We start from the raw sequence: 23,375 nt of genomic DNA, 5'->3' as shown, positions 1-23,375 counted from the left end.
TTTAAAAATCTGGATCAAGCTGAAAATTGAAACGACACACTGTTTCCTTTCTCCGTAATAAGAAAGGAAAAACGGTGTGTTCGAGTCTCTCAAATTTTCACAACACGACCTGTTTTACGAAACAGCTTCGGGTTGTGAGGTTAAGCGACTAAGCGTACACGGTGGATGCCCTGGCAGTCAGAGGCGATGAAGGACGTGCTAATCTGCGATAAGCGTCGGTAAGGTGATATGAACCGTTATAACCGGCGATTTCCGAATGGGGAAACCCAGTGTGTTTCGACACACTATCGTTAAGTGAATACATAGCTTAACGAAGCGAACCGGGGGAACTGAAACATCTAAGTACCCCGAGGAAAAGAAATCAACCGAGATTCCCCCAGTAGCGGCGAGCGAACGGGGAACAGCCCAGAACCTGAATCAGTTTGTGTGTTAGTGGAAGCGTCTGGAAAGTCGCAGGGTACAGGGTGATACTCCCGTACACTAAAATGCACATTCTGTGAGTTCGAAGAGTAGGGCGGGACACGTGGTATCCTGTCTGAATATGGGGGGACCATCCTCCAAGGCTAAATACTCCTGACTGACCGATAGTGAACCAGTACCGTGAGGGAAAGGCGAAAAGAACCCCGGCGAGGGGAGTGAAACAGAACCTGAAACCGTGTACGTACAAGCAGTGGGAGCCTCTTTTATGGGGTGACTGCGTACCTTTTGTATAATGGGTCAGCGACTTATATTCTGTAGCAAGGTTAACCGTATAGGGGAGCCGCAGGGAAACCGAGTCTTAACTGGGCGTTAAGTTGCAGGGTATAGACCCGAAACCCGGTGATCTAGCCATGGGCAGGTTGAAGGTTGGGTAACACTAACTGGAGGACCGAACCGACTAATGTTGAAAAATTAGCGGATGACTTGTGGCTGGGGGTGAAAGGCCAATCAAACCGGGAGATAGCTGGTTCTCCCCGAAAGCTATTTAGGTAGCGCCTCGTGAACTCATCTTCGGGGGTAGAGCACTGTTTCGGCTAGGGGGTCATCCCGACTTACCAACCCGATGCAAACTACGAATACCGAAGAATGTTATCACGGGAGACACACGGCGGGTGCTAACGTCCGTCGTGAAGAGGGAAACAACCCAGACCGCCAGCTAAGGTCCCAAAGTCATGGTTAAGTGGGAAACGATGTGGGAAGGCACAGACAGCCAGGATGTTGGCTTAGAAGCAGCCATCATTTAAAGAAAGCGTAATAGCTCACTGGTCGAGTCGGCCTGCGCGGAAGATGTAACGGGGCTAAACCATGCACCGAAGCTGCGGCAGCGACGCTTAGGCGTTGTTGGGTAGGGGAGCGTTCTGTAAGCCGTTGAAGGTGGCCTGTGAGGGTTGCTGGAGGTATCAGAAGTGCGAATGCTGACATAAGTAACGATAAAGCGGGTGAAAAGCCCGCTCGCCGGAAGACCAAGGGTTCCTGTCCAACGTTAATCGGGGCAGGGTGAGTCGACCCCTAAGGCGAGGCCGAAAGGCGTAGTCGATGGGAAACAGGTTAATATTCCTGTACTCGGTGTTACTGCGAAGGGGGGACGGAGAAGGCTATGTTAGCCGGGCGACGGTTGTCCCGGTTTAAGCATGTAGGCGGAGAGTTTAGGTAAATCCGGACTCTTGTTAACGCTGAGGTGTGATGACGAGGCACTACGGTGCTGAAGTAACAAATGCCCTGCTTCCAGGAAAAGCCTCTAAGCATCAGGTAACATCAAATCGTACCCCAAACCGACACAGGTGGTCAGGTAGAGAATACCAAGGCGCTTGAGAGAACTCGGGTGAAGGAACTAGGCAAAATGGTGCCGTAACTTCGGGAGAAGGCACGCTGATGGTAAGTGAAGTGACTTGCTCACGGAGCTGAAATCAGTCGAAGATACCAGCTGGCTGCAACTGTTTATTAAAAACACAGCACTGTGCAAACACGAAAGTGGACGTATACGGTGTGACGCCTGCCCGGTGCCGGAAGGTTAATTGATGGGGTTATCCGTAAGGAGAAGCTCTTGATCGAAGCCCCGGTAAACGGCGGCCGTAACTATAACGGTCCTAAGGTAGCGAAATTCCTTGTCGGGTAAGTTCCGACCTGCACGAATGGCGTAATGATGGCCAGGCTGTCTCCACCCGAGACTCAGTGAAATTGAACTCGCTGTGAAGATGCAGTGTACCCGCGGCAAGACGGAAAGACCCCGTGAACCTTTACTATAGCTTGACACTGAACATTGAGCCTTGATGTGTAGGATAGGTGGGAGGCTTTGAAGCGTGGACGCCAGTCTGCGTGGAGCCAACCTTGAAATACCACCCTTTAATGTTTGATGTTCTAACGTAGACCCGTAATCCGGGTTGCGGACAGTGTCTGGTGGGTAGTTTGACTGGGGCGGTCTCCTCCCAAAGAGTAACGGAGGAGCACGAAGGTTAGCTAATCCTGGTCGGACATCAGGAGGTTAGTGCAATGGCATAAGCTAGCTTGACTGCGAGCGTGACGGCGCGAGCAGGTGCGAAAGCAGGTCATAGTGATCCGGTGGTTCTGAATGGAAGGGCCATCGCTCAACGGATAAAAGGTACTCCGGGGATAACAGGCTGATACCGCCCAAGAGTTCATATCGACGGCGGTGTTTGGCACCTCGATGTCGGCTCATCACATCCTGGGGCTGAAGTAGGTCCCAAGGGTACGGCTGTTCGCCGTTTAAAGTGGTACGCGAGCTGGGTTTAGAACGTCGTGAGACAGTTCGGTCCCTATCTGCCGTGGGCGCTGGAGAATTGAGGGGGGCTGCTCCTAGTACGAGAGGACCGGAGTGGACGCATCACTGGTGTTCGGGTTGTCATGCCAATGGCATTGCCCGGTAGCTAAATGCGGAAAAGATAAGTGCTGAAAGCATCTAAGCACGAAACTTGCCCCGAGATGAGTTCTCCCTGACTCCTTGAGAGTCCTGAAGGAACGTTGAAGACTACGACGTTGATAGGTCGGGTGTGTAAGCGTAGCGATACGTTGAGCTAACCGATACTAATGAACCGTGAGGCTTAACCTTACAACGCCAAAGCTGTTTGGTGTGATGAATTTGAGAGATTTTCAGCTGATACAGATTAACTGACAGGCCGTGATGGCGTGTTGGTAACAGAATTTGCCTGGCGGCAATAGCGCGGTGGTCCCACCTGACCCCATGCCGAACTCAGAAGTGAAACGCCGTAGCGCCGATGGTAGTGTGGGGTCTCCCCATGTGAGAGTAGGGAACTGCCAGGCATCAAATAAACAAAAAAACCTCATGCGCAAGCATGGGGTTTTTTTGTTGTCTGCGGTTCAGGAAAAGTGACCTGACGCCGCCCGGATCGGGGGCCGCGCACAGCGCGATCCCTGACCCTTTAGCCGCTAAAACGCCGAAAAATCCCTCTCTCTTCCGCCCTGCAGCGGTGAAACGTAGCGTCAAAATGCTGCTTTATCCCGCCACATAGCACCCTGTTGTCAGCCGTTGCCCGCTTTTTGCCGACTCGCGCGGCGCAGCGCTATATTCATGATGCTTCCTGCCGATTAATCGCTGTATTCTGTCCCGTGCGTGGTTGAAACTTTCTCACCTTCCGCTTGCAGACTCGACATTTTGCTTATTCCTGGTTATTGTTAGCTGTCTGGATGTCTAAACGTTTATACGTATGCTATGAGGTAATAAAGTTATGCCTATTCGGGTGCAGGACGAGCTACCGGCCGTCAATTTCTTGCGTAGTGAGAACGTCTTTGTGATGACGGCAACGCGCGCAACGACCCAGGAAATTCGCCCGCTGAAGGTGCTTATTCTCAACCTGATGCCAAAGAAAATCGAGACCGAAAACCAGTTCCTGCGGCTGCTATCAAACTCTCCGCTCCAGCTCGATATCCAGCTGCTGCGCATCGACGCGCGTGAATCTCGCAACACGCCAACCGAGCATCTGAACAACTTCTACTGCAATTTTGAGGACATCTGCGACCAGAACTTTGATGGCCTGATCGTCACCGGCGCGCCGCTGGGGCTGGTCGAATTCAACGACGTGGCCTACTGGCCGCAGATTAAGCAGGTGCTGGAGTGGGCAAAGGATCACGTCACCTCCACGCTTTTTGTCTGTTGGGCCGTACAGGCCGCGCTCAATATCCTTTATGGCATCCCCAAGCAAACCCGCACTGAAAAAATCTCCGGCGTCTTTGAACACCATATTTTGCATCCGCATGCGCTGCTGACCCGAGGTTTCGACGATACTTTCCTCGCGCCGCACTCGCGCTATGCCGATTTTCCGGCCGCACTGATCCGCGACTATACCGATTTAGAGATCCTGGCAGAAACCGAAGAGGGCGATGCCTATCTGTTTGCCAGCAAAGATAAGCGCATTGCCTTCGTCACCGGACATCCGGAATACGATGCCAATACCCTGGCGGGGGAGTTTTTCCGCGATGTGGAAGCGGGGCTCAGTCCGGAAGTACCGACCAATTATTTCCCGCATGATGACCCACAAAACACACCGCGGGCCAGCTGGAGAAGTCACGGAAACCTGCTGTTTGCCAACTGGCTGAACTACTATGTCTACCAAATCACGCCATACGATCTGCGGCATATGAATCCGACTCTGGATTAATCCTCCAGCCAACGCGATCCTAAAGCGTTTCAGCATTTTGCCTCTGGCACCTTCGGGTGCCTTTTTTGTTTCCGAAATTCAATTCATGTGCGAAATAAACTTTAATTTTAATGTTATCAATATGTTGAATTGATATTAAAATTAAAATGGAAATTGTTTTTGATTTTGGAAAAATAATGCGTAGTCTTAATTGTGTTGAGCGAAAACCAGACAACGATCTTTCACTCGCGCCAACTGGATCAACCAAGAGGAGCTGCACAATGACGCAACAGGCGACAATCACTGACGAACTGGCCTTCGGCCAGCCCTATGGCGAGCAGGAAAAGCAGGTCTTAACGCCCGAGGCGGTGGAGTTCCTGGCGGAACTGGTGAGCCGCTTTACGCCTGAGCGCAATAAACTGCTGGCGGCCCGTATCCAGCAGCAGCAGGATATCGACGACGGGAAGCTACCTGACTTCATTTCGGAAACGGCTTCCATTCGTAATGGTGACTGGACGATTCGCGGTATTCCGGCCGATTTACAGGATCGCCGGGTGGAGATCACCGGCCCCGTTGAACGCAAGATGGTGATTAACGCCCTGAATGCCAACGTGAAAGTATTTATGGCTGACTTTGAGGATTCGCTGGCGCCTGACTGGAACAAAGTTATCGACGGTCAGATTAACCTGCGCGATGCGGTCAACGGCACCATCAGCTATACCAACGAAGCGGGGAAAATCTACCAGCTGAAGCCCGATCCTGCGGTGCTGGTTTGTCGGGTGCGTGGTCTGCATCTGCCGGAAAAACATGTGACCTGGCGCGGGGAGTCGATTCCCGGCAGCCTGTTCGATTTCGCGCTCTACTTCTTCCATAACCACCAGGCCCTGCTGGCGAAAGGAAGCGGCCCCTATTTCTATCTGCCGAAGACCCAGGCCTGGCAGGAAGCGGCCTGGTGGAGCGAAGTCTTCAGCTACACCGAAGATCGCTTTGAACTGCCGCGCGGCACCATCAAGGCGACGCTGCTGATTGAAACGCTGCCGGCGGTGTTCCAGATGGATGAGATTCTCCACGCGCTGCGTGACCATATCGTTGGCCTGAACTGCGGACGTTGGGACTACATTTTCAGCTATATCAAAACGTTAAAAAACCATGCTGACCGTGTTTTACCCGACCGCCAGGTGGTGACGATGGACAAGCCGTTCCTCAACGCCTATTCACGCCTGCTGATTAAAACCTGCCACAAGCGCGGCGCGTTTGCGATGGGCGGCATGGCGGCCTTTATTCCCAGCAAAGACGCTGAACGCAACCGCCAGGTACTCGGCAAAGTTACCGCCGACAAAGAGCTGGAAGCTAAAAACGGCCATGACGGCACCTGGATTGCCCACCCGGGCCTTGCGGATACGGCGATGGAGGTTTTCAACCGCGTGCTGGGCGAAAGGACCAATCAGCTGGGCGTCAGCCGGGACCAGGATGCGCCGATTACCGCCGAACAGCTGCTGGCCCCCTGCGACGGGGAGCGTACCGAAGCCGGGATGCGCGCCAATATTCGCGTGGCGGTGCAGTACATCGAAGCCTGGATCTCCGGCAACGGCTGCGTACCGATTTATGGCCTGATGGAAGATGCGGCGACGGCCGAAATCTCGCGCACCTCTATCTGGCAATGGATCCACCATCAGAAGACGCTGAGCGACGGGACGCCGGTGACCAAAGCGCTGTTCCGCCAGTGGCTTGGCGAAGAGCTGATGGTTATTCAGGAGGAGCTGGGCGAGCACCGCTACAGCAGCGGCCGCTTTGACGATGCCGCGCGGCTGATGGAACAAATCACCACCTCAGACGAACTGATTGATTTCTTAACGTTGCCTGGCTACCGCCTGTTGGCGTAGTTCACCCACTCGTGACCCTATGGAGCATCTGCACATGAAAACTCGTACCCAGCAAATCGAAGAATTAAACAAAGAGTGGACACAGCCGCGTTGGGAAGGCATCACCCGCCCGTATAGCGCAGAAGAAGTGGTGAAATTACGCGGTTCGGTCAACCCGGAATGTACCCTGGCGCAGCTTGGCGCGGCCAAAATGTGGCGGCTGCTGCACGGCGGCTCGAAAAAGGGCTATATCAACAGCCTTGGCGCGCTGACCGGCGGGCAGGCGCTGCAGCAGGCGAAGGCGGGGATCGAGGCGATTTATCTCTCCGGCTGGCAGGTCGCGGCGGATGCCAACCTGGCTTCCAGCATGTATCCGGATCAATCGCTGTACCCGGCGAACTCGGTGCCGGCGGTGGTCGATCGGATCAACAACACCTTCCGTCGCGCCGATCAGATCCAGTGGTCTACCGGCATTGAATCCGACGATCCGCGCTATACCGACTATTTCCTGCCGATCGTGGCGGATGCTGAAGCCGGCTTCGGCGGCGTGCTGAATGCGTTTGAGCTGATGAAATCGATGATTGAGGCCGGTGCAGCGGCGGTTCACTTTGAAGATCAGCTCGCATCGGTGAAAAAATGCGGCCATATGGGCGGCAAGGTGCTGGTTCCGACGCAGGAGGCTATCCAGAAACTGGTGGCCGCTCGCCTGGCGGCCGACGTCATGGGCGTACCGACGCTGGTCATCGCCCGTACTGACGCCGATGCTGCGGATCTGATCACCTCTGACTGCGATCCGTACGATCGTGAGTTTATTACTGGCGATCGCACCAATGAAGGTTTTTTCCGCACTCATGCCGGCATTGAGCAGGCGATTAGCCGCGGCCTGGCCTATGCGCCGTACGCTGACCTCGTGTGGTGCGAAACGTCTAAGCCGGATCTTGAGCAGGCTAAGCGCTTTGCGGATGCTATTCACGCCCGCTTCCCGGGCAAGCTGCTGGCCTACAACTGCTCGCCGTCGTTTAACTGGAAGAAAAACCTCGATGACGCGACCATCGCTCGCTTCCAGCAGGCGCTCTCCGACATGGGCTACAAATATCAGTTCATTACCCTGGCGGGTATCCACAGCATGTGGTTCAACATGTTCGACCTCGCCCGCTCCTATGCGCAGGGTGAAGGGATGAAGCACTACGTTGAGAAGGTGCAGCAGCCGGAGTTTGCCGCCGCAGCGGAGGGATACACCTTCGTTTCCCACCAGCAGGAGGTGGGCACCGGCTACTTCGATAAGGTGACCACTATTATCCAGGGCGGCGCTTCCTCAGTCACCGCGCTGACAGGTTCAACGGAAGAAGAGCAGTTCTGACTGTTTTCCCCCTCTCCCTGCCGGGGAGAGGGCTGGGTGAGGGGGAAGGTATGACGCGTGGCCTGGAACTACTGATTGCACAGACTATTTTGCAGGGCTTTGACGCCCAGTATGGCCGTTTTCTTGAAGTGACCTCGGGCGCGCAGCAGCGCTTTGAGCACGCCGACTGGCACGCGGTACAGCAGGCGATGAAGCAGCGTATCCACCTCTACGACCATCACGTCGGCCTGGTGGTTGAGCAGCTGCGCTGCATTACTGACGGCAAAAGTACCGACGCCGATTTTTTACTGCGGGTGAAAGAGCACTACACCCGTTTGCTACCGGACTACCCTCGCTTCGAAATTGCGGAGAGCTTCTTCAATTCCGTCTATTGCCGGTTGTTTGACCACCGCTCGCTGACTCCCGAGCGGCTTTTTATTTTCAGCTCGCAGCCGGAGCGCAGCTTCCGCTCAATTCCCCGTCCGCTGGCGAAAACGTTTTTCCCCGAGCGCGGCTGGGAAACGCTATTAAGCAAGGTACTCTCCGATCTCCCCCTGCGGCTGGCGTGGCAAAACAAGGCGCGGGATATCGGCTATATCACGGCCAGCCTGGTGGAGGCACTCGGCAGCGAGATGCTCTCCCGCTCTCATCTGCAAATAGCCAACGAACTTTTTTATCGCAATAAGGCGGCCTGGCTGGTAGGCAAACTGGTGACGCCGGTGGCAACGCTGCCCTTTTTGCTGCCCGTCCATCGCAGCGATGAAGGCGAGCTGTTTATTGATGCCTGTCTAACCACCCACGCAGAGGCGAGCATCGTCTTTGGCTTTGCGCGCTCCTATTTTATGGTTTACGCCCCGCTGCCCGGTGCGCTGGTCGAGTGGCTGCGCGAGATCCTGCCGGGGAAAACCACCGCCGAGCTGTACATGGCGATTGGCTGCCAGAAGCACGCAAAAACGGAAAGCTACCGTGAATACCTGCACTATATTGCTCGCAGCGACGAGCAGTTTATCGAGGCGCCCGGCATCCGCGGCATGGTGATGCTGGTCTTTACTCTGCCGGGCTTCGACCGGGTATTTAAGATCATCAAGGACCGTTTTGCGCCGCAAAAGGAGATGACCGCCGCCCACGTCCGCGCCTGCTATCAGCTGGTTAAAGAGCACGACCGCGTCGGGCGAATGGCCGATACCCAGGAGTTTGAAAACTTCGTGCTGGATAAGCGGCAAATCGCACCGCAGCTGATGGCGCTGCTGCAGTCGGAAGCCGGGGCTAAAATTACCGACCTCGGGGATCGGATTGCCATCAGCCATCTCTATATCGAGCGGCGGATGGTGCCGTTGAATATCTGGCTGGAGCAGGTCGACGGCCAGGCGCTGCGCGATGCGGTCGAGGAGTACGGCAACGCTATTCGCCAGCTGGCCGCCGCCAATATTTTCCCCGGCGACATGCTGTTCAAAAACTTCGGCGTGACCCGCCATGGCCGGGTGGTGTTCTACGATTACGATGAGATTTGCTACATGACGGAGGTTAATTTCCGCGAGATCCCGCCGCCGCGCTATCCGGAAGATGAGCTGGCGAGCGAGCCGTGGTACAGCGTGTCGCCGGGGGACGTTTTCCCGGAAGAGTTCCGCCACTGGCTCTGCGCGGACCCGCGTATCGGGCCGCTGCTCGAGGAGATGCACGCCGATCTGCTGCGGGCCGACTACTGGCGCGAGCTGCAGACGCGCATCCGCAACGGCCACGTGGAGGATGTCTACGCCTACCGCCGTCGCCAGCGTTTTTGCGTGCGTTACGGCGCGATGCAGCAGGCGGGCTAAGCGAAAAGCCGATGCGAGCCGCGGGGTCGCGGCTCAGGACGATAGCGCATCGGCGACGTCGATCAGCGCGAACTCTTCGTAAACCAGCTCCATCTCCGGTGACCAGCTCCCTTCACGTTCGAAGAAGGCCCGGTGAGCCTGCTGCCAGTAGCCCAGGCTCAAATCGCCTTCACCCTCCAGCGCGGCAAGATCCGCGGTCATCTCATTAAAGCGAATAATTCTGAGCGCCAGGGTGCGGATGACGCACGCCGGCTCGCCCGCGCCGTTGAGCACGATGTGAAACGAGCCCGGAGTCACCGGCGGATTTTCCTGCCGATAGCTGGCAAGCGAGCCGCAGGTGCCGCGCTTTTTCCCGGCGATAACCAGCGCCACCAGCTCGTCGGCCAGCGCGGGGGAGTCGCCAAATGACCAGCAGAAGGCGCCGGGGTAGCGCTGCTGCCAGAGGGCCTGCAGATCGCTCATCTCAGCGCACCCCGCCGTAGGCCAGGGTCACCTCTTTGGCGGCCTTAATTGCCAGCGCGCCGAGCTCGGTGACGCGATCGTCGGTCATCCGCGAGATAGGCCCGGAGATGGAGATCGCGGCAAACGGCTCGCGGTGTTCGTCATAGATGCAGGACGCGACGCAGCGCAGGCCCAGGGCATGCTCTTCGTCGTCGAACGAATAGCCGCGCTTGCGCGTCTGGGCCAGGTCCTCTTTCAGATGCAGCGGCGATACCAGGGTGGCGTGAGTGTAGGCGTGCAGGCCTTTGCGGTGCAGAAGGCCGGTGACCTGCTCTTCGCTTAGCTGCGACAGGAAGGCTTTACCCGCTCCGGAGGCGTGCATCGGCAGCTTGCCGCCAATCGGCGCCGACATGCGCATCAGCTGCGTACACTGCACCTGGTCGATGATAATCGCCTGGTGGTCGCCCTGATCCAGCACCGCCAGGTTGACCGTTTCGCCGGAGTCCTCCATCAGCTGGCGCAGAATGGGGTGCACGATGGCCAGCAGGTTGCGGCTTTGCAGAAAGCTGCTGCCGACCACAAAGGCGTGGGCGCCGACGGACCAGTGCCCGAGATCGCCCACCTGGCGCACGAAGCCCAGCTGCTGCATGGTTGTCAGCAGGCGGTGGGTTGTCGAGTTCGGCAGGCCGGCCTGCTGCGCCAGCTCGGTTAACGCGACGCTGCCGTGCGATTCAGAAATCCATTCGAGTAATTTTAGCCCACGGGTAAGCGACTGAACTTGCCCGCTGGCCTGAGGGGCGGCGGGAGTCGCGGGTTTTCTGCCGCGCTTTGCGGGAACGGGAGTGGCCATCGCAGATTCCTTTTTTCTGTATCGTGGAAATAGTTTTCGTTTTATTTGCCCATTTTGCAATCACAACCCGACTGATCGGATGAGTGAAGCTGAACATGTCTCATATTGCCCGCCGCTCTCTTTCCCGACCCTGTGGTTTATGCCAGTATGGACGGACACTTCATCCTTCAAACTGCTTCTGCGTTGGCTGCTCTGACTCATCCCCGGTTACCTGCTTGTCTAAGCGCCTGGGGCTGGCTTGCCGCCCTGACCCAGCTTGAATGATTTTGTGTATTTCTGGGGTCTGGTTGAGCGTTGTCGGGAGCGAGTGTGAGCAGCAAAGTTGAGCAACTGCATCAGCAGTTAAAAAAACGTATTTTGGTTCTGGATGGGGGCATGGGCACCATGATCCAGGGCTATCGTCTGAGTGAAGAAGAGTTCCGCGGCGCGCGCTTTGCCGACTGGCCTTGCGACCTGAAAGGCAATAACGACCTGCTGGTGCTCAGCAAGCCGGACGTGATCCGCGCCATTCACGACGCCTATTTCGAGGCCGGCGCGGACATCATTGAGACCAACACCTTTAACTCGACGACTATCGCGATGGCGGATTACCAGATGGAATCCCTGTCGGCGGAAATCAACTTTGTCGCGGCACAGCTGGCGCGCGCCAGCGCCGACGAGTGGACCGCCCGCACGCCGGAAAAGCCGCGCTACGTCGCGGGGGTCCTCGGGCCGACTAACCGCACCGCCTCCATCTCTCCTGACGTCAACGACCCGGCCTACCGCAACATCACCTTCGACGGGCTGGTGGAAGCCTACCGTGAGTCAACGAAGGCGCTGGTGGAAGGGGGCGTCGACCTGATTATGATTGAGACGGTATTCGACACCCTGAACGCCAAAGCGGCAATTTTTGCGGTCAAAGAGGAGCTTGAGGCGCTGGGCGTCGATCTGCCGATCATGATTTCCGGCACCATCACCGATGCCTCCGGCCGTACGCTCTCCGGGCAGACCACCGAAGCCTTTTACAACTCGCTGCGCCACGCCGATGCGCTCACCTTCGGCCTCAACTGCGCGCTGGGCCCGGACGAGCTGCGCCAGTACGTGCAGGAGCTCTCGCGCATCGCCGAATGCTACGTCACCGCGCACCCCAATGCGGGCCTGCCGAACGCCTTTGGTGAATACGATCTGGATGCCGATACCATGGCCGCGCAAATTCGCGAATGGGCTGAATCCGGGTTCCTGAATATCGTCGGCGGCTGCTGCGGCACCACGCCGGAGCATATCGCGGCCATGTCGCGCGCCGTTGCCGGACTGGCGCCGCGCGCGCTGCCGGAAATCCCGGTGGCCTGCCGCCTTGCCGGCCTCGAGCCGCTGAATATCGGCGACGACAGCCTGTTTGTTAACGTCGGCGAACGGACCAACGTGACCGGCTCTGCGAAGTTCAAGCGGCTGATTAAAGAAGAAAAATACAATGAAGCGCTGGATGTTGCCCGCCAGCAGGTCGAGAGCGGCGCGCAGATTATCGATATCAACATGGATGAGGGGATGCTCGACGCGGAAGCGGCGATGGTGCGTTTCCTCAACCTGATTGCCGGTGAGCCCGATATTGCCCGCGTGCCGATCATGATCGACTCCTCAAAGTGGGAAGTCATCGAAAAAGGCCTGAAGTGCATTCAGGGCAAAGGCATCGTCAACTCTATCTCGATGAAAGAGGGGATCGAGCCGTTTATCCATCACGCTAAAAAAGTGCGCCGCTACGGTGCCGCCGTGGTGGTGATGGCCTTCGACGAGCAGGGCCAGGCCGATACGCGCGCGCGCAAAATCGAGATTTGCCGCCGGGCGTACAAAATTCTGACCGAAGAGGTGGGCTTCCCGCCGGAAGATATTATCTTCGACCCCAATATCTTCGCAGTGGCGACCGGCATTGAAGAGCACAACAACTATGCGCAGGACTTTATCGGCGCCTGTGAAGATATCAAACGCGAGCTGCCGCATGCGCTGATTTCCGGCGGCGTCTCCAACGTCTCGTTCTCCTTCCGCGGCAACGATCCGGTCCGCGAGGCGATTCACGCCGTCTTCCTGTACTACGCCATTCGTAACGGCATGGACATGGGGATTGTGAACGCCGGGCAGCTGGCGATTTATGACGACCTGCCCGCCGAGCTGCGCGATGCCGTCGAAGACGTGATCCTCAACCGTCACGCCGAGGGCACCGATCGCCTGCTGGAGCTGGCGGAAAAATATCGCGGCAGCAAAACGGACGACTCCGCCAACGCCCAGCAGGCGGAATGGCGCAGCTGGGACGTTAAAAAGCGTCTTGAATACTCGCTGGTGAAAGGGATCACCGAATTTATCGAGCTGGACACCGAAGAGGCGCGTCAGCAGTCGACCCGCCCTATCGAGGTGATTGAAGGCCCGCTGATGGACGGCATGAACGTAGTGGGCGACCTGTTCGGCGAGGGCAAAATGTTCCTCCCGCAGGTGGTGAAATCGGCCCGCGTGATGAAGCAGGCGGTGGCCTACCTTGAGCCCTATATTGAGGCCAGCAAAGAGAAGGGTTCCAGCAACGGCAAGATGGTGATCGCCACCGTCAAAGGCGATGTGCACGACATCGGTAAAAACATCGTCGGCGTGGTGCTGCAGTGTAATAACTACGAAATCATCGATCTTGGCGTGATGGTTCCGGCAGAAAAAATCCTCCGAACCGCGCGCGAGGTCAACGCCGACCTGATTGGCCTCTCCGGGCTGATTACCCCGTCGCTGGATGAAATGGTTAACGTCGCAAAAGAGATGGAGCGCCAGGGCTTTACCCTGCCGCTGCTGATTGGCGGCGCGACCACCTCCAAAGCGCATACGGCGGTAAAAATCGAGCAGAACTACAGCGGCCCGACGGTCTACGTGCAGAACGCCTCGCGTACCGTTGGCGTCGTGGCGGCGCTGCTTTCCGATACCCAGCGCGATGACTTCGTTGCCCGCACGCGCAAAGAGTACGAAACCGTGCGTATCCAGCATGCGCGCAAGAAGCCGCGCACTCCGCCGGTCACTCTGGAGGCCGCCCGGGATAACGACCTGGCGTTTGACTGGGAGAGCTATACGCCGCCGGTGGCCCATCGCCTCGGCGTGCAGGAGGTCGAAGCCAGCATCGAAACGCTGCGTAACTATATCGACTGGACGCCGTTCTTTATGACCTGGTCGCTGGCCGGGAAATACCCGCGCATCCTCGAGGACGAAGTGGTGGGTGAAGAGGCGCAGCGGCTGTTTAAAGATGCCAACGACCTGCTGGATAAGCTGAGCGCCGAGAAGTCGCTGAACCCGCGCGGGGTGGTGGGATTATTCCCGGCTAACCGCGTGGGCGACGACATCGAAATCTACCGTGACGAGACGCGCACCCATGTTCTGACCGTCAGCCATCACCTGCGCCAGCAGACTGAGAAGGTCGGATTTGCCAACTACTGCCTCGCCGATTTTGTCGCGCCGAAGCTGAGCGGCAAGGCCGACTATCTTGGCGCGTTCGCGGTAACCGGCGGGCTGGAGGAGGACGCGCTGGCCGAGGCCTTTGACGCTCAGCACGATGATTACAATAAAATCATGGTCAAAGCGATCGCCGACCGTCTGGCCGAAGCGTTTGCGGAATATCTGCATGAGCGGGTGCGTAAGGTTTACTGGGGCTATGCCGCGAACGAGAATCTGAGCAACGAGGAGCTGATCCGCGAGAACTATCAGGGGATTCGTCCGGCGCCGGGCTATCCGGCCTGCCCGGAGCATACCGAAAAAGCCGTGATCTGGGAGCTGCTGGACGTGGAGGCGCATACCGGCATGAAGCTGACCGAATCGTTCGCCATGTGGCCGGGCGCCTCGGTCTCCGGCTGGTACTTCAGCCATCCGGACAGCAAGTACTACGCGGTGGCGCAGATCCAGCGCGATCAGGTTGAGGATTACGCGCTGCGCAAAGGAATGACCCCTGGCGAAGTTGAGCGCTGGCTGGCGCCGAACCTGGGCTACGACGCGGACTAGCCTGCGGCCTGTCGCAAATCGGTTATCTTCACTTACAACTTAGCGGGCGCCCAAAAGGCGCCCTGTCTCTTTATTGCGGCTAAACCCTTATACTGGAGTATTGATTCAGGGCAATCTGCACTGACCGGGATTGCTCTGGGCGATGTAGCCCGGCTAAGCGTAGCGCCGCCGGGGGAATTCCCGACGGGGCTATCCGCATTTATCCGTCGGGTAATAAGGAGAACAAGAATCCGTGTTAACTCTGCTGCACCTGCTTTCTGCCGTCGCCCTGCTGGTTTGGGGCACCCATATCGTTCGTACCGGCGTGATGCGCGTCTATGGCGCACGCCTGCGTTCCGTTCTCAGCAGTAGCGTCGAGAAAAAACCGCTCGCCTTCTGCGCCGGTATTGGCGTTACGGCTCTGGTCCAGAGCAGCAACGCTACCACCATGCTGGTTACCTCGTTTGTCGCCCAGGACCTGGTCGCGCTGGCCCCGGCGCTGGTGATTGTGCTGGGCGCCGACGTGGGGACCGCGCTGATGGCGAGGGTGCTGACCTTTGACCTCTCTTGGCTCTCGCCGCTGCTGATATTTATCGGCGTGATTTTCTTCCTTGGCCGCAAGCAGACCCGCGCGGGCCAGCTGGGGCGGGTCGGTATCGGGCTGGGGCTGATTTTACTGGCGCTGGAGCTGATCGTGCAGGCGGTGCATCCCATCACCCAGGCCAACGGCGTGCAGGTGATATTCGCGTCGCTGACCGGCGATATCATGCTGGATGCGCTGATTGGCGCCATGTTCGCGATAGTGAGCTACTCCAGCCTCGCGGCGGTGCTGCTAACCGCCACGCTCACCTCCACCGGCGTGATTTCGTTCCCGGTCGCGCTGTGCCTGGTTATCGGCGCGAACCTCGGTTCCGGGATCCTGGCGATGATCAACAACAGCGCCGCCAACGCCGCCGCGCGCCGCGTCGCGCTGGGCAGCCTGCTGTTTAAGCTGGTGGGCAGCCTGATTATTCTGCCGTTTGTCCACCTGCTGGCGGATGCGATGCACAAGCTGCCTTTGCCGGAAGCGGAGCTGGTGATTTACTTCCACGTCTTCTACAACCTGATCCGCTGCGTGGCGATGGTGCCGTTCGCCGAGCCGATGGCCCGGCTCTGCAGGCGTCTGATTCAGGAAGAGCCTGAGCAGGACCTGCACCTGAAACCGAAGCATCTGGATACCTCGGCGCTGGATACGCCGGCCCTGGCGCTGGCCAACGCCGCTCGCGAGACGCTGCGCATTGGCGACGCCATGGAGCAGATGCTGGACGGCCTGCGCAAGGTGATGCACGGCGAGCCGCGGGAGGAGAAGGGGCTGCGCAGAATGGCGGACGATATCAACGTGCTTTATACCGCCATCAAGCTCTATCTGGCGCGGATGCCGAAAGATGAGCTCGCCGAAGAGGAGTCTCGCCGCTGGGCGGAGATTATCGAAATGGCGCTCAACCTCGAGCAGGCTTCCGATATCGTCGAGAGAATGGGCAGCGAAATTGCCGATAAATCGCTGGCCGCGCGGCGGGCCTTCTCCGTTGAAGGGTTGAAGGAGCTCGACGGCCTGTACGATCAGCTGCTGAGCAACCTCCAGCTGGCGATGTCGGTCTTCTTCTCCGGCGACGTCCCGAGCGCCCGGCGCCTGCGCCGCAACAAGCACCGTTTCCGCATCATGAACCGCCGCTACGCGCACGCGCACGTCGATCGCCTGCACCAGCAGAACGTGCAGAGCATTGAAACCAGCTCCCTGCATCTGGGGCTGCTGGGCGATATGAAGCGTCTCAACTCGCTATTCTGTTCGGTCGCCTACAGCGTGATGGAGCAGCCGGACGAAGATGACGAGCGGGATGATTATTAAGCGCTAAGGCCGCTGTCGGCCGCAGCGCCTCGGGGAAAACCCGCAGGCGCTGCGTTAACCGGGCCTGCGACTCTCCCCGGCGGGGAGAGGAGGAAGGTAGTTAAAACCGGTGGCCGGCGGCGACAGGAACCGCTTCTTTTCCAGCAGTAAACACCAGCGTTGGGTTCGGGCCGCCGAGGGTGGCGTGTCCCTGCGCGACCTGAATCCAGTTTCCTTCCGGTAAACCGATAATCACCAGCTCCGGCGCCACCACCAGCAGCTCGCGGATCCGCTGCTCGCGGGTTTCGCCTTTATGTCCTTCCGGCAGGGCGTTGGTGAAGTGGGGGTTAATCTGCAGCGGGAACAGCCCCAGGGCGTCAAACCCCTGCGGGTCAACGATCGGCATATCGTTAGTGGTGCGGATGGTCGGGCAGGCGAGATTGGCGCCGGCGCTCCAGCCGATATACAGCGCGCCGCGCCTGACCACGTCAACGATTGGCGCCAGCAGGCCGCGCGTGCGGCACTCTTTGAGCAGCTGGAAGGTATTACCGCCGCCGACGATGACAACGTCGGCGGTCTCAATCGCCGCGACGGGATCCGCGACGCTGTGAATGCCCGTGACGCTCACGCCCAGAGGAGCAAAGACCGCGGCGGTTTTTGCCGTGTAATCATCCCAGGTCTGCGTGACGCCGGCGAAAGGGATAAACACCGCCGAACGGCGGCCGTTCAGCTGCCCGGAAATGACCGGCAGCGCGTGTTCCAGCCATGCCTTGCCGGGCAGGGTCGAGTTACTCAGTAGCAGTAGTTCCATCTTTTCTCCGTGATAACCACCGTCATTCAGGCCGTTTGCGCGGTGGCGGAGCCGCAAAACGCGCCGCTGCGCCTGAACGTCTATGGTCTGGTCATAATGACAAAGTCGGCTGGCGATCCTACCACTGCTTGCGCCTGTGCTCGCTGACGTGGCTCACGATGTTGTCAGGTTGCGGCACGCCACGCTGCCGCAACCTGCGCATTACGACCCGGGCGTTTAGCCCGCGCGGGCAAACGCCGCCGCTTCGTTAACCAGCGCCTCGTCCGGGCGCACGCCGGTGTACAGCGCAAACTGCTCTACCGCCTGCAGGGCAATCACCTCCGCGCCGCTGATGGTGCGTTTATCCAGCCGCTGCGCCAGGCGGATCAGCGGCGTCTCCGGCGGCAGGGCCACCACGTCGAACACCACGTCGGCACCCTCAACCATGGCCTGGCTGAAGGCCAGCGTCCCGGCGTACTCTCCGCCCGCCATGCCGAGAGGGGTGACGTTAACCAGGATAGCCGCCGCGATCCCCTCAGGCTGCGGCTGCCACTGGAAGCCGTACTGTTTTGCCAGCGCCAGGCCGCTATCGCGATTGCGGGCGGCGATAATGACATCGCGGAAGCCAGCGTCGCGAAACGCGGCGATGACCGCCTTCGCCATGCCGCCGCTGCCCTGAATCATCACCTTCGCCGCGGGCGCCAGACTGTGGCTGTCGATCAGGCTTTTCACCGCGATATAGTCGGTGTTGAGGCCGGTCAGCCTGCCGCTATCGTTGACGATGGTATTGACTGAATCAATCACCTTTGCAGAAGGGTCGATAGCGTCGAGAAACGGCATGCAGCTCTCTTTGAACGGCATGGATACCGCGCAGCCGCGAATGCCCAACGCCCGAACGCCTTGTACCGCCGCCGCAATATCCTGCGTCGTAAAGGCTTTGTAGATGTAGTTTAGCCCCAGCTTTTCATAGAGATAGTTATGAAAACGGGTGCCGAAGTTGCCCGGGCGGCTGGCCAGCGACATGCAGAGCTGAGTGTCGCGATTAATCATGGGTAATCTCCTCCGCGTGGGCCAGCAGATACTGCTCGGCTTCGCCGGACCAGATCCCGTGATGGCGCGCCATAATTGCCGCCAGCGCCGGATCGGCAATGCTGCCCAGCGGCGTCAGCGGGATCGATTTTCCGGTATAAACCAGCTTCTTGCCGCCGCCGACGGCCGGTAAATCGAGGGTGGTTTCGCCCGCAGCGTTGAGCCCAAGAATATGGGTTACCACCTTCGCCGCCTGCACCTTTTTCTCCTGCATCAGCGCCACGGCGGCGCGCATATCGTCAGTGTTGCCCCCGGAGGTGCCGACGTAGTGGGTAAAGGCGTAGTGGACGTCGTAAAAGTTAACCGGCGCGCTAAACTGTTTATCCTGCGGGCCGGCGAAGAAGTTCAGGCAGCCGTCGGCGGCCAGCAGCGAAGAGGCCAGGGTAATCAGCTCCTCTTTCGGCACGAAAACGAAAATATCGTCAAACCCGTGGCCGCCGGTCAGCGCCATCAGCGTCTCCCGGCTGGCGTCATGGCCGTCGAGGTAGTGGATCAGGGTTTGCGGCTCTGAAGGATAGTGCCGACGGGCGTAGCTCAGCTTGGGCTTATTGGTGTCGGTGACCACCAGCAGAGAGGGGTTGATCGGGCCGTGCAGGGCATAGTCAATGGCCAGCAGGCCCATCGGGCCGGTGCCGCCGAGGATCAGCGTGCGCCCCTGCGGCCGGATGCCCATCGTATGGTTATAGGTGCCTTCCTGCAGGTGATAGTTGGCGTTGAAGGCGCCAATAACGCAGGAGAGCGGCTCAACCAGCGAGCCTTCAAACCAGGTATCGCCCTCCCAGGGGAGCAGGCAGTCCTGGGTCATCACCTCGTCGGGGATCACCACGTGGGTGGCTTCGCCGCCGATCCACGGGAACGAGTAGCCGGGACAATCCGGGCGATCCGGCAGCTGCAGGTTGGCCTGAATCACGTAGCGCTGGCCGGGGTGGAATTTGTGCTGCCACTTTTTGCCGACCGCGAGGATTTCGCCGCAAAACTCATGCCCGATGACGATCGGATTGAGCGCAACGTCGTCCGGGACCTTTTTGTGATCCTCACCCTGATTGGCCTCTTTCCATGAGGAGAGGCACAGGCTGTCGGTGACCACCCGGGCGAGAATTTCATCATCCCCCATCGCCGGGAGTTCGAAAGTTTCCAGGCGCAGATCGCGTTTGCCATACAGACGTAGAGCCGTAGTTTTCATGTTTACCACCTCATCCCCTTACTCTTGCGGGGTTAGTTTATTGAAGTCGCCCCGACGGCAGCGCCGGGGCGAAAGATTAGGACAGGAAGCCCAGCGCGTTACCGATAATCCCGAGGCCGAACAGGGCGAAAATGAGCCAGACCGGGTTCACCTTCTTATTGAGCAGGCGCACCATCAGCAGCGTCAGCCCCAGGGCCAGCAGACCAGGGCAAAGCTGGTCGAGGATGTTCTGCACGGTCATGGTGACGGTGGCGCCGTCAGCGCCCGGAGTTTGGGAGACCACCAGCGGTACGTTGATGGTGGTCCACTTCGTCACCAGCACGCCCATCACAAACAGGCCGAGGATTGAGGCGCCTTCGGTGAGTTTTTGCAGCAGGTTGCCGCCCATATCGCTGACGATATTGACCCCTTTGCGAAAGCCAAGCTGCAGCCCGTACCACTTCATGGCCAGACGTACCGCGTTGAAAATAAAGAAGAACAGTAGCGGGCCAAGAATATTTCCGGAGAGCGCCAGCGAGGCGCCGAGCGCGGCGGTAATCGGGCGCAGGGTTCCCCACACCAGCGGGTCGCCGACCCCCGCCAGCGGCCCCATCAGCCCGACCTTGATGCCGTTAATCGCGCCGTCGTCTATCGCCGCGCCGTTGGCGCGCGCCTCTTCCATCGCGGCGGTGACGCCCAGCACCGGGCCGCAAACCGCGGGGGTGGTATTGAAGAACACCAGGTGGCGCTTGAGGGCCGCAACCTGATCCTCCTTCAGCGGGTAGAGGCGTTTGATCGCCGGGATCATGTCGTAGCAAAATCCCAGGCCATGAATACGTTCGAAGTTAAAAGAGGCCTGCTGCAGGTTGGAGCGCAGAAACATGCTAACCAGGTCGCCTTGCGTGAGTTTTTTCTGTTCCATGGTTGGCTCCATTAGTCGTCAAGTTGGTCAAGGGCGGTGGAAGAGGCGGCGCTCGCCTGGGGTTCAGGCTTGCGCCACTGCGGATTGAGCTGGATATAGATCAGCGCGATGATGACTCCCACGCCGCCGAAGGCCAGCAGGCTAAAGTTGAGGTAGCCGCCGGCAAGAAAACCAAGGAAAAAGAAGGGCATCAGATACTTCACGCCCATCATGCGCAGGACCATGGCGTAGCCAACCACGACGATGAAACCGCCGGCAATTTGCAGGCCGCGGGTCACGAATTCCGGGATCGCATTCAGCATGCTGCTGACCATATCGGCGCTGACGAACAGCGACACCACCAGCGCCGGGATGGCGACGCGCAGTGCCTGCACGCCGAGCGCCGAGACGTGCAGCAGATCGATGGTGCGAAAGCGGGCCTCTTCGGCGGCTTTATCCGCCGCGTGCTGGAAGACCACCGTGATGGTGCGAGCAAAGACGGTCAGCACCTGTCCGGCTGCGGCAACCGGCAGAGCGATGGCGATACCGGTCGCGATGCTTTGCTGGCCGACGATGACTAAAATGGCCGAAATGATGCTGGCCAGGGCTGAATCCGGAGACTGTGCCGCGCCGACGTTCATCCAGCCGAGGGCAATCAGCTCCAGCGTGCCGCCGAGCATAATTCCGGTTTTTAAATCACCGAGAATCAGCCCAATCACCGTACAGGCAATTAACGGGCGGTGGGTCTGGAATTCATCCAGCACGCTGCCCATTCCGGCAATACAGGAAAAAATAAATATGGCTATTATTTGTAGGGTACTAATTTCCATAATTATAACCTTTAAAGTGTAGGGAACCCTGCCTGTTACGGCACATATACCAGTCACGTGGTTATTTATGCTGACGGCGAGGTATTTATTTTCGCCGCAATGCCTGCACCCCGGACGGATAGTAAACAGGCGTTCTTTATTCTGTAACGGACTGCTGAGCGAGCTTGTCGAGAATATTAATGGATGGATCGGAGGCCACCACGCGTAAATCCAGAATAACGCCGAGCTGGTCCAGTTGGCGAAATGCGTCAATATCCGTTTGATCTAATGAAACGGCTTTGGTGAGCTGTTTCTTGCCCGGTCGCCAGGCCATGCCGCCGATATTTAGCGTGGCTATTTTGACCCCCTGCTGCACCATCGTTAAAACGTCTTGCGGATTAGTAAATAAATAAAAAACGGATTCATTTTGATATTGCGGATTATGATAAACGGCAACCGCTTTTTCGAGATTCACGACGTTGACTTTCATCCCCGGCGGCGCGGCTTGGCGGAGCAGGGTCCGGCGCACCTCGTCGTTATAAACATCGTCGTTGCAGATAATAATGCGCTGAGCGTTGGCCACTTTGGACCAGACGGTGGTCACCTGGCCGTGGATCAGCCGGTCATCGATGCGGGCGAGCGTGATGTTCATCAGAAATCCTCCTCAACGGTTTGCGGGAGCCGCCAGACCACGCAGCACTGGCTGGCAATCGCGGTCAAATGGTCGCACAGGGCGTCGGCGGTCATGGCCTGCTGGTTATCCACCAGCTCCAGCGCCAGCGGCAAAGAGAGGCCGCTGATCACCCGCAGCTGCGGGTTTTTCATCGCCAGCCCTGCGGCGGCATTCCAGGGGCTGCCGCACTGTAAATCGACGGCAATCAGCCACTCATCATTGCTGTGAGTACTTACTAACTCTTCCAGCTTAGCGGCGATGTCGCCGGCATTTTCTCCCGGGACAAACTCCACCGCGCTGACGTTGACGTCGCCATAGACCATACGAACGGAGTCCAGCATGGCGCAGGCAAGCTGGCCGTGAGCGCAGAAAATAGCGTTGACCATAGGATCTCCTTAACCGCGGGTTTTACCGCCAGCAATGTTAGTGGTTACTCCGGTTATATAGCTCGCACGCTCTGACAGCAGGTAGCAAACGTAGTCCGCAACCTCGCTCAGGCGCCCGGAGCGGCCGATGGGAATGGCGTTTTTGCTATAGCCCTCGCGCAGCTGTTCAACGCTGATGCCGCGGGTCCAGGCCAGCGCTTCTTCATACTCCGGCGTGCGCAGCCCGGTTTTTTCCAGAATGCCCGGCGCGACGCCCACCACGCGGATACCGTGTTTGCCCAGCTCCTTCGACCATGAGCGGGTGAAGCTATTCAGCGCCGCCTTGGTGGCCGCATAGCAGCTCTGGCCCTCCGAGCCTTCCAGCCCGCTTTCTGACGAGACGTTAACGATCGCCCCTTCGCGCTGCTTCACCATCTGCCGGGCGACCGCCTGGGACATTAAAAAGACGCCTTTTTGGTTAATGTTGACCATTTTCTCAAAGGCCGCTTCGTTCAGCTCATAGCGGCCGGCGGGCGCCTTTTCATCAACTAACAGGCGGGGAAAATTAACCCCGGCGTTATTTACCAGGCCGTCAATACGTCCGCAGCGCTGAATAATTTGCTCGACGCTGTGGTTCACCTCGTCGGCGCGGGAAATATCGGTGGGCCAGAACCTATAGTTCTCACCGTTACGATATTTGTCGCCGCCGTGAATATCCGTCATTTGCACGTTGGCGCCTTGTTCAATTAATTCATCGACGATGGCCAGGCCGATTCCGGAGGCGCCGCCGGTGACAATAACTATTTTATCTTTAAGGTTTAGCCATGTTTTCATTATCGTCTTCTCGTTATT

The 23,375-nt window shown here is 58.3% G+C and carries 16 protein-coding genes and 2 rRNA genes; 8 read left to right on the top strand and 10 right to left on the bottom strand.

Translation table 11 applies throughout. The annotated features are described in order from the left end of the window. Positions 1–138 precede the first annotated feature (138 nt). From HCK03_RS24890 to aceK, 6 genes are all read left to right on the top strand, one after another. Positions 139–3,046 (top strand): 23S ribosomal RNA (locus HCK03_RS24890). 96 nt (positions 3,047–3,142) lie between these two features. Then, positions 3,143–3,258, top strand: a 5S ribosomal RNA gene (gene rrf, locus HCK03_RS24885). A 425-nt stretch (positions 3,259–3,683) separates the two neighbouring features. Continuing rightward, positions 3,684–4,613 (top strand): homoserine O-acetyltransferase MetA, encoded by a 930-nt coding sequence (gene metA, locus HCK03_RS24880; protein WP_041143560.1) that lies wholly within the window; start codon positions 3,684–3,686, stop codon positions 4,611–4,613. Positions 4,614–4,873: 260 nt separating this feature from the next. Then, positions 4,874–6,475: a malate synthase A gene (gene aceB / locus HCK03_RS24875; protein WP_041143561.1), complete on the top strand. Its 1,602-nt coding sequence runs from the start codon at positions 4,874–4,876 to the stop codon at positions 6,473–6,475. A 34-nt stretch (positions 6,476–6,509) separates the two neighbouring features. Then, the gene (aceA, locus tag HCK03_RS24870) at positions 6,510–7,814 is read left to right on the top strand and encodes an isocitrate lyase (RefSeq protein ID WP_041143562.1); all 1,305 of its coding nucleotides are present in this window, start codon (positions 6,510–6,512) and stop codon (positions 7,812–7,814) included. 50 nt (positions 7,815–7,864) lie between these two features. Continuing rightward, positions 7,865–9,607: a bifunctional isocitrate dehydrogenase kinase/phosphatase gene (gene aceK, locus HCK03_RS24865; RefSeq protein ID WP_041143563.1), complete on the top strand. Its 1,743-nt coding sequence runs from the start codon at positions 7,865–7,867 to the stop codon at positions 9,605–9,607. A gap of 33 nt (positions 9,608–9,640) precedes the next feature. Here the strand turns inward: aceK and HCK03_RS24860 are convergent, their stop codons facing one another. Both HCK03_RS24860 and iclR read right to left on the bottom strand, forming a co-directional pair. Beyond that, complete coding sequence (locus HCK03_RS24860; protein ID WP_041143564.1) at positions 9,641–10,069, bottom strand: ASCH domain-containing protein; 429 nt, start codon at positions 10,067–10,069, stop codon at positions 9,641–9,643. 1 nt (position 10,070) lies between these two features. Beyond that, the gene (gene iclR / locus HCK03_RS24855; RefSeq protein ID WP_041143565.1) at positions 10,071–10,898 is read right to left on the bottom strand and encodes a glyoxylate bypass operon transcriptional repressor IclR; all 828 of its coding nucleotides are present in this window, start codon (positions 10,896–10,898) and stop codon (positions 10,071–10,073) included. Positions 10,899–11,207: 309 nt separating this feature from the next. Between iclR and metH the strand changes: the two genes are divergently transcribed. Both metH and HCK03_RS24845 read left to right on the top strand, forming a co-directional pair. Then, the gene (metH, locus tag HCK03_RS24850; protein WP_041143566.1) at positions 11,208–14,891 is read left to right on the top strand and encodes a methionine synthase; all 3,684 of its coding nucleotides are present in this window, start codon (positions 11,208–11,210) and stop codon (positions 14,889–14,891) included. A gap of 232 nt (positions 14,892–15,123) precedes the next feature. Beyond that, positions 15,124–16,755, top strand: a complete 1,632-nt coding sequence (locus HCK03_RS24845) for a Na/Pi cotransporter family protein (RefSeq protein WP_041143567.1) — start codon at positions 15,124–15,126, stop codon at positions 16,753–16,755. Positions 16,756–16,855: 100 nt separating this feature from the next. On the opposite strand, the gene pepE is transcribed toward HCK03_RS24845, so the two are convergent. The 8 genes from pepE to HCK03_RS24805 form a co-directional block, all read right to left on the bottom strand. Further along, positions 16,856–17,545, bottom strand: a complete 690-nt coding sequence (gene pepE, locus HCK03_RS24840) for a dipeptidase PepE (RefSeq protein WP_041143568.1) — start codon at positions 17,543–17,545, stop codon at positions 16,856–16,858. 216 nt (positions 17,546–17,761) lie between these two features. Then, positions 17,762–18,574 carry a shikimate 5-dehydrogenase gene (locus HCK03_RS24835; RefSeq protein ID WP_167692336.1) on the bottom strand — a complete coding sequence of 271 codons (813 nt, stop codon included), beginning with the start codon at positions 18,572–18,574 and terminating at the stop codon, positions 17,762–17,764. Next, positions 18,567–19,796, bottom strand: a complete 1,230-nt coding sequence (gene sorE / locus HCK03_RS24830) for an L-sorbose 1-phosphate reductase (protein ID WP_141335301.1) — start codon at positions 19,794–19,796, stop codon at positions 18,567–18,569. Before sorE ends, HCK03_RS24835 begins: the two co-directional genes overlap by 8 nt. Positions 19,797–19,872: 76 nt before the next feature. Then, entirely contained in the window at positions 19,873–20,697 is an 825-nt protein-coding gene (locus HCK03_RS24825) for a PTS system mannose/fructose/sorbose family transporter subunit IID (RefSeq protein WP_041143571.1), read from the bottom strand. An 11-nt stretch (positions 20,698–20,708) separates the two neighbouring features. Then, on the bottom strand, positions 20,709–21,506 hold the full coding sequence (locus tag HCK03_RS24820; protein WP_041143572.1) for a PTS mannose/fructose/sorbose transporter subunit IIC: 798 nt from the start codon (positions 21,504–21,506) through the stop codon (positions 20,709–20,711). 136 nt (positions 21,507–21,642) lie between these two features. Continuing rightward, positions 21,643–22,137: a PTS sugar transporter subunit IIB gene (locus HCK03_RS24815; protein ID WP_041143573.1), complete on the bottom strand. Its 495-nt coding sequence runs from the start codon at positions 22,135–22,137 to the stop codon at positions 21,643–21,645. Further along, positions 22,137–22,544: a mannose/fructose/sorbose PTS transporter subunit IIA gene (locus tag HCK03_RS24810; protein ID WP_041143574.1), complete on the bottom strand. Its 408-nt coding sequence runs from the start codon at positions 22,542–22,544 to the stop codon at positions 22,137–22,139. Before HCK03_RS24810 ends, HCK03_RS24815 begins: the two co-directional genes overlap by 1 nt. Positions 22,545–22,553: 9 nt before the next feature. Then, entirely contained in the window at positions 22,554–23,357 is an 804-nt protein-coding gene (locus HCK03_RS24805) for an SDR family oxidoreductase (protein ID WP_041143575.1), read from the bottom strand. Positions 23,358–23,375 lie beyond the last annotated feature (18 nt).

This window comes from Klebsiella terrigena (assembly GCF_012029655.1).
GTDB classification, from domain to species: domain Bacteria; phylum Pseudomonadota; class Gammaproteobacteria; order Enterobacterales; family Enterobacteriaceae; genus Klebsiella; species Klebsiella terrigena.
The sequence above is the reverse complement of the archived record's forward strand: the minus strand, read 5'-3'. Positions and strand labels throughout refer to the sequence as shown.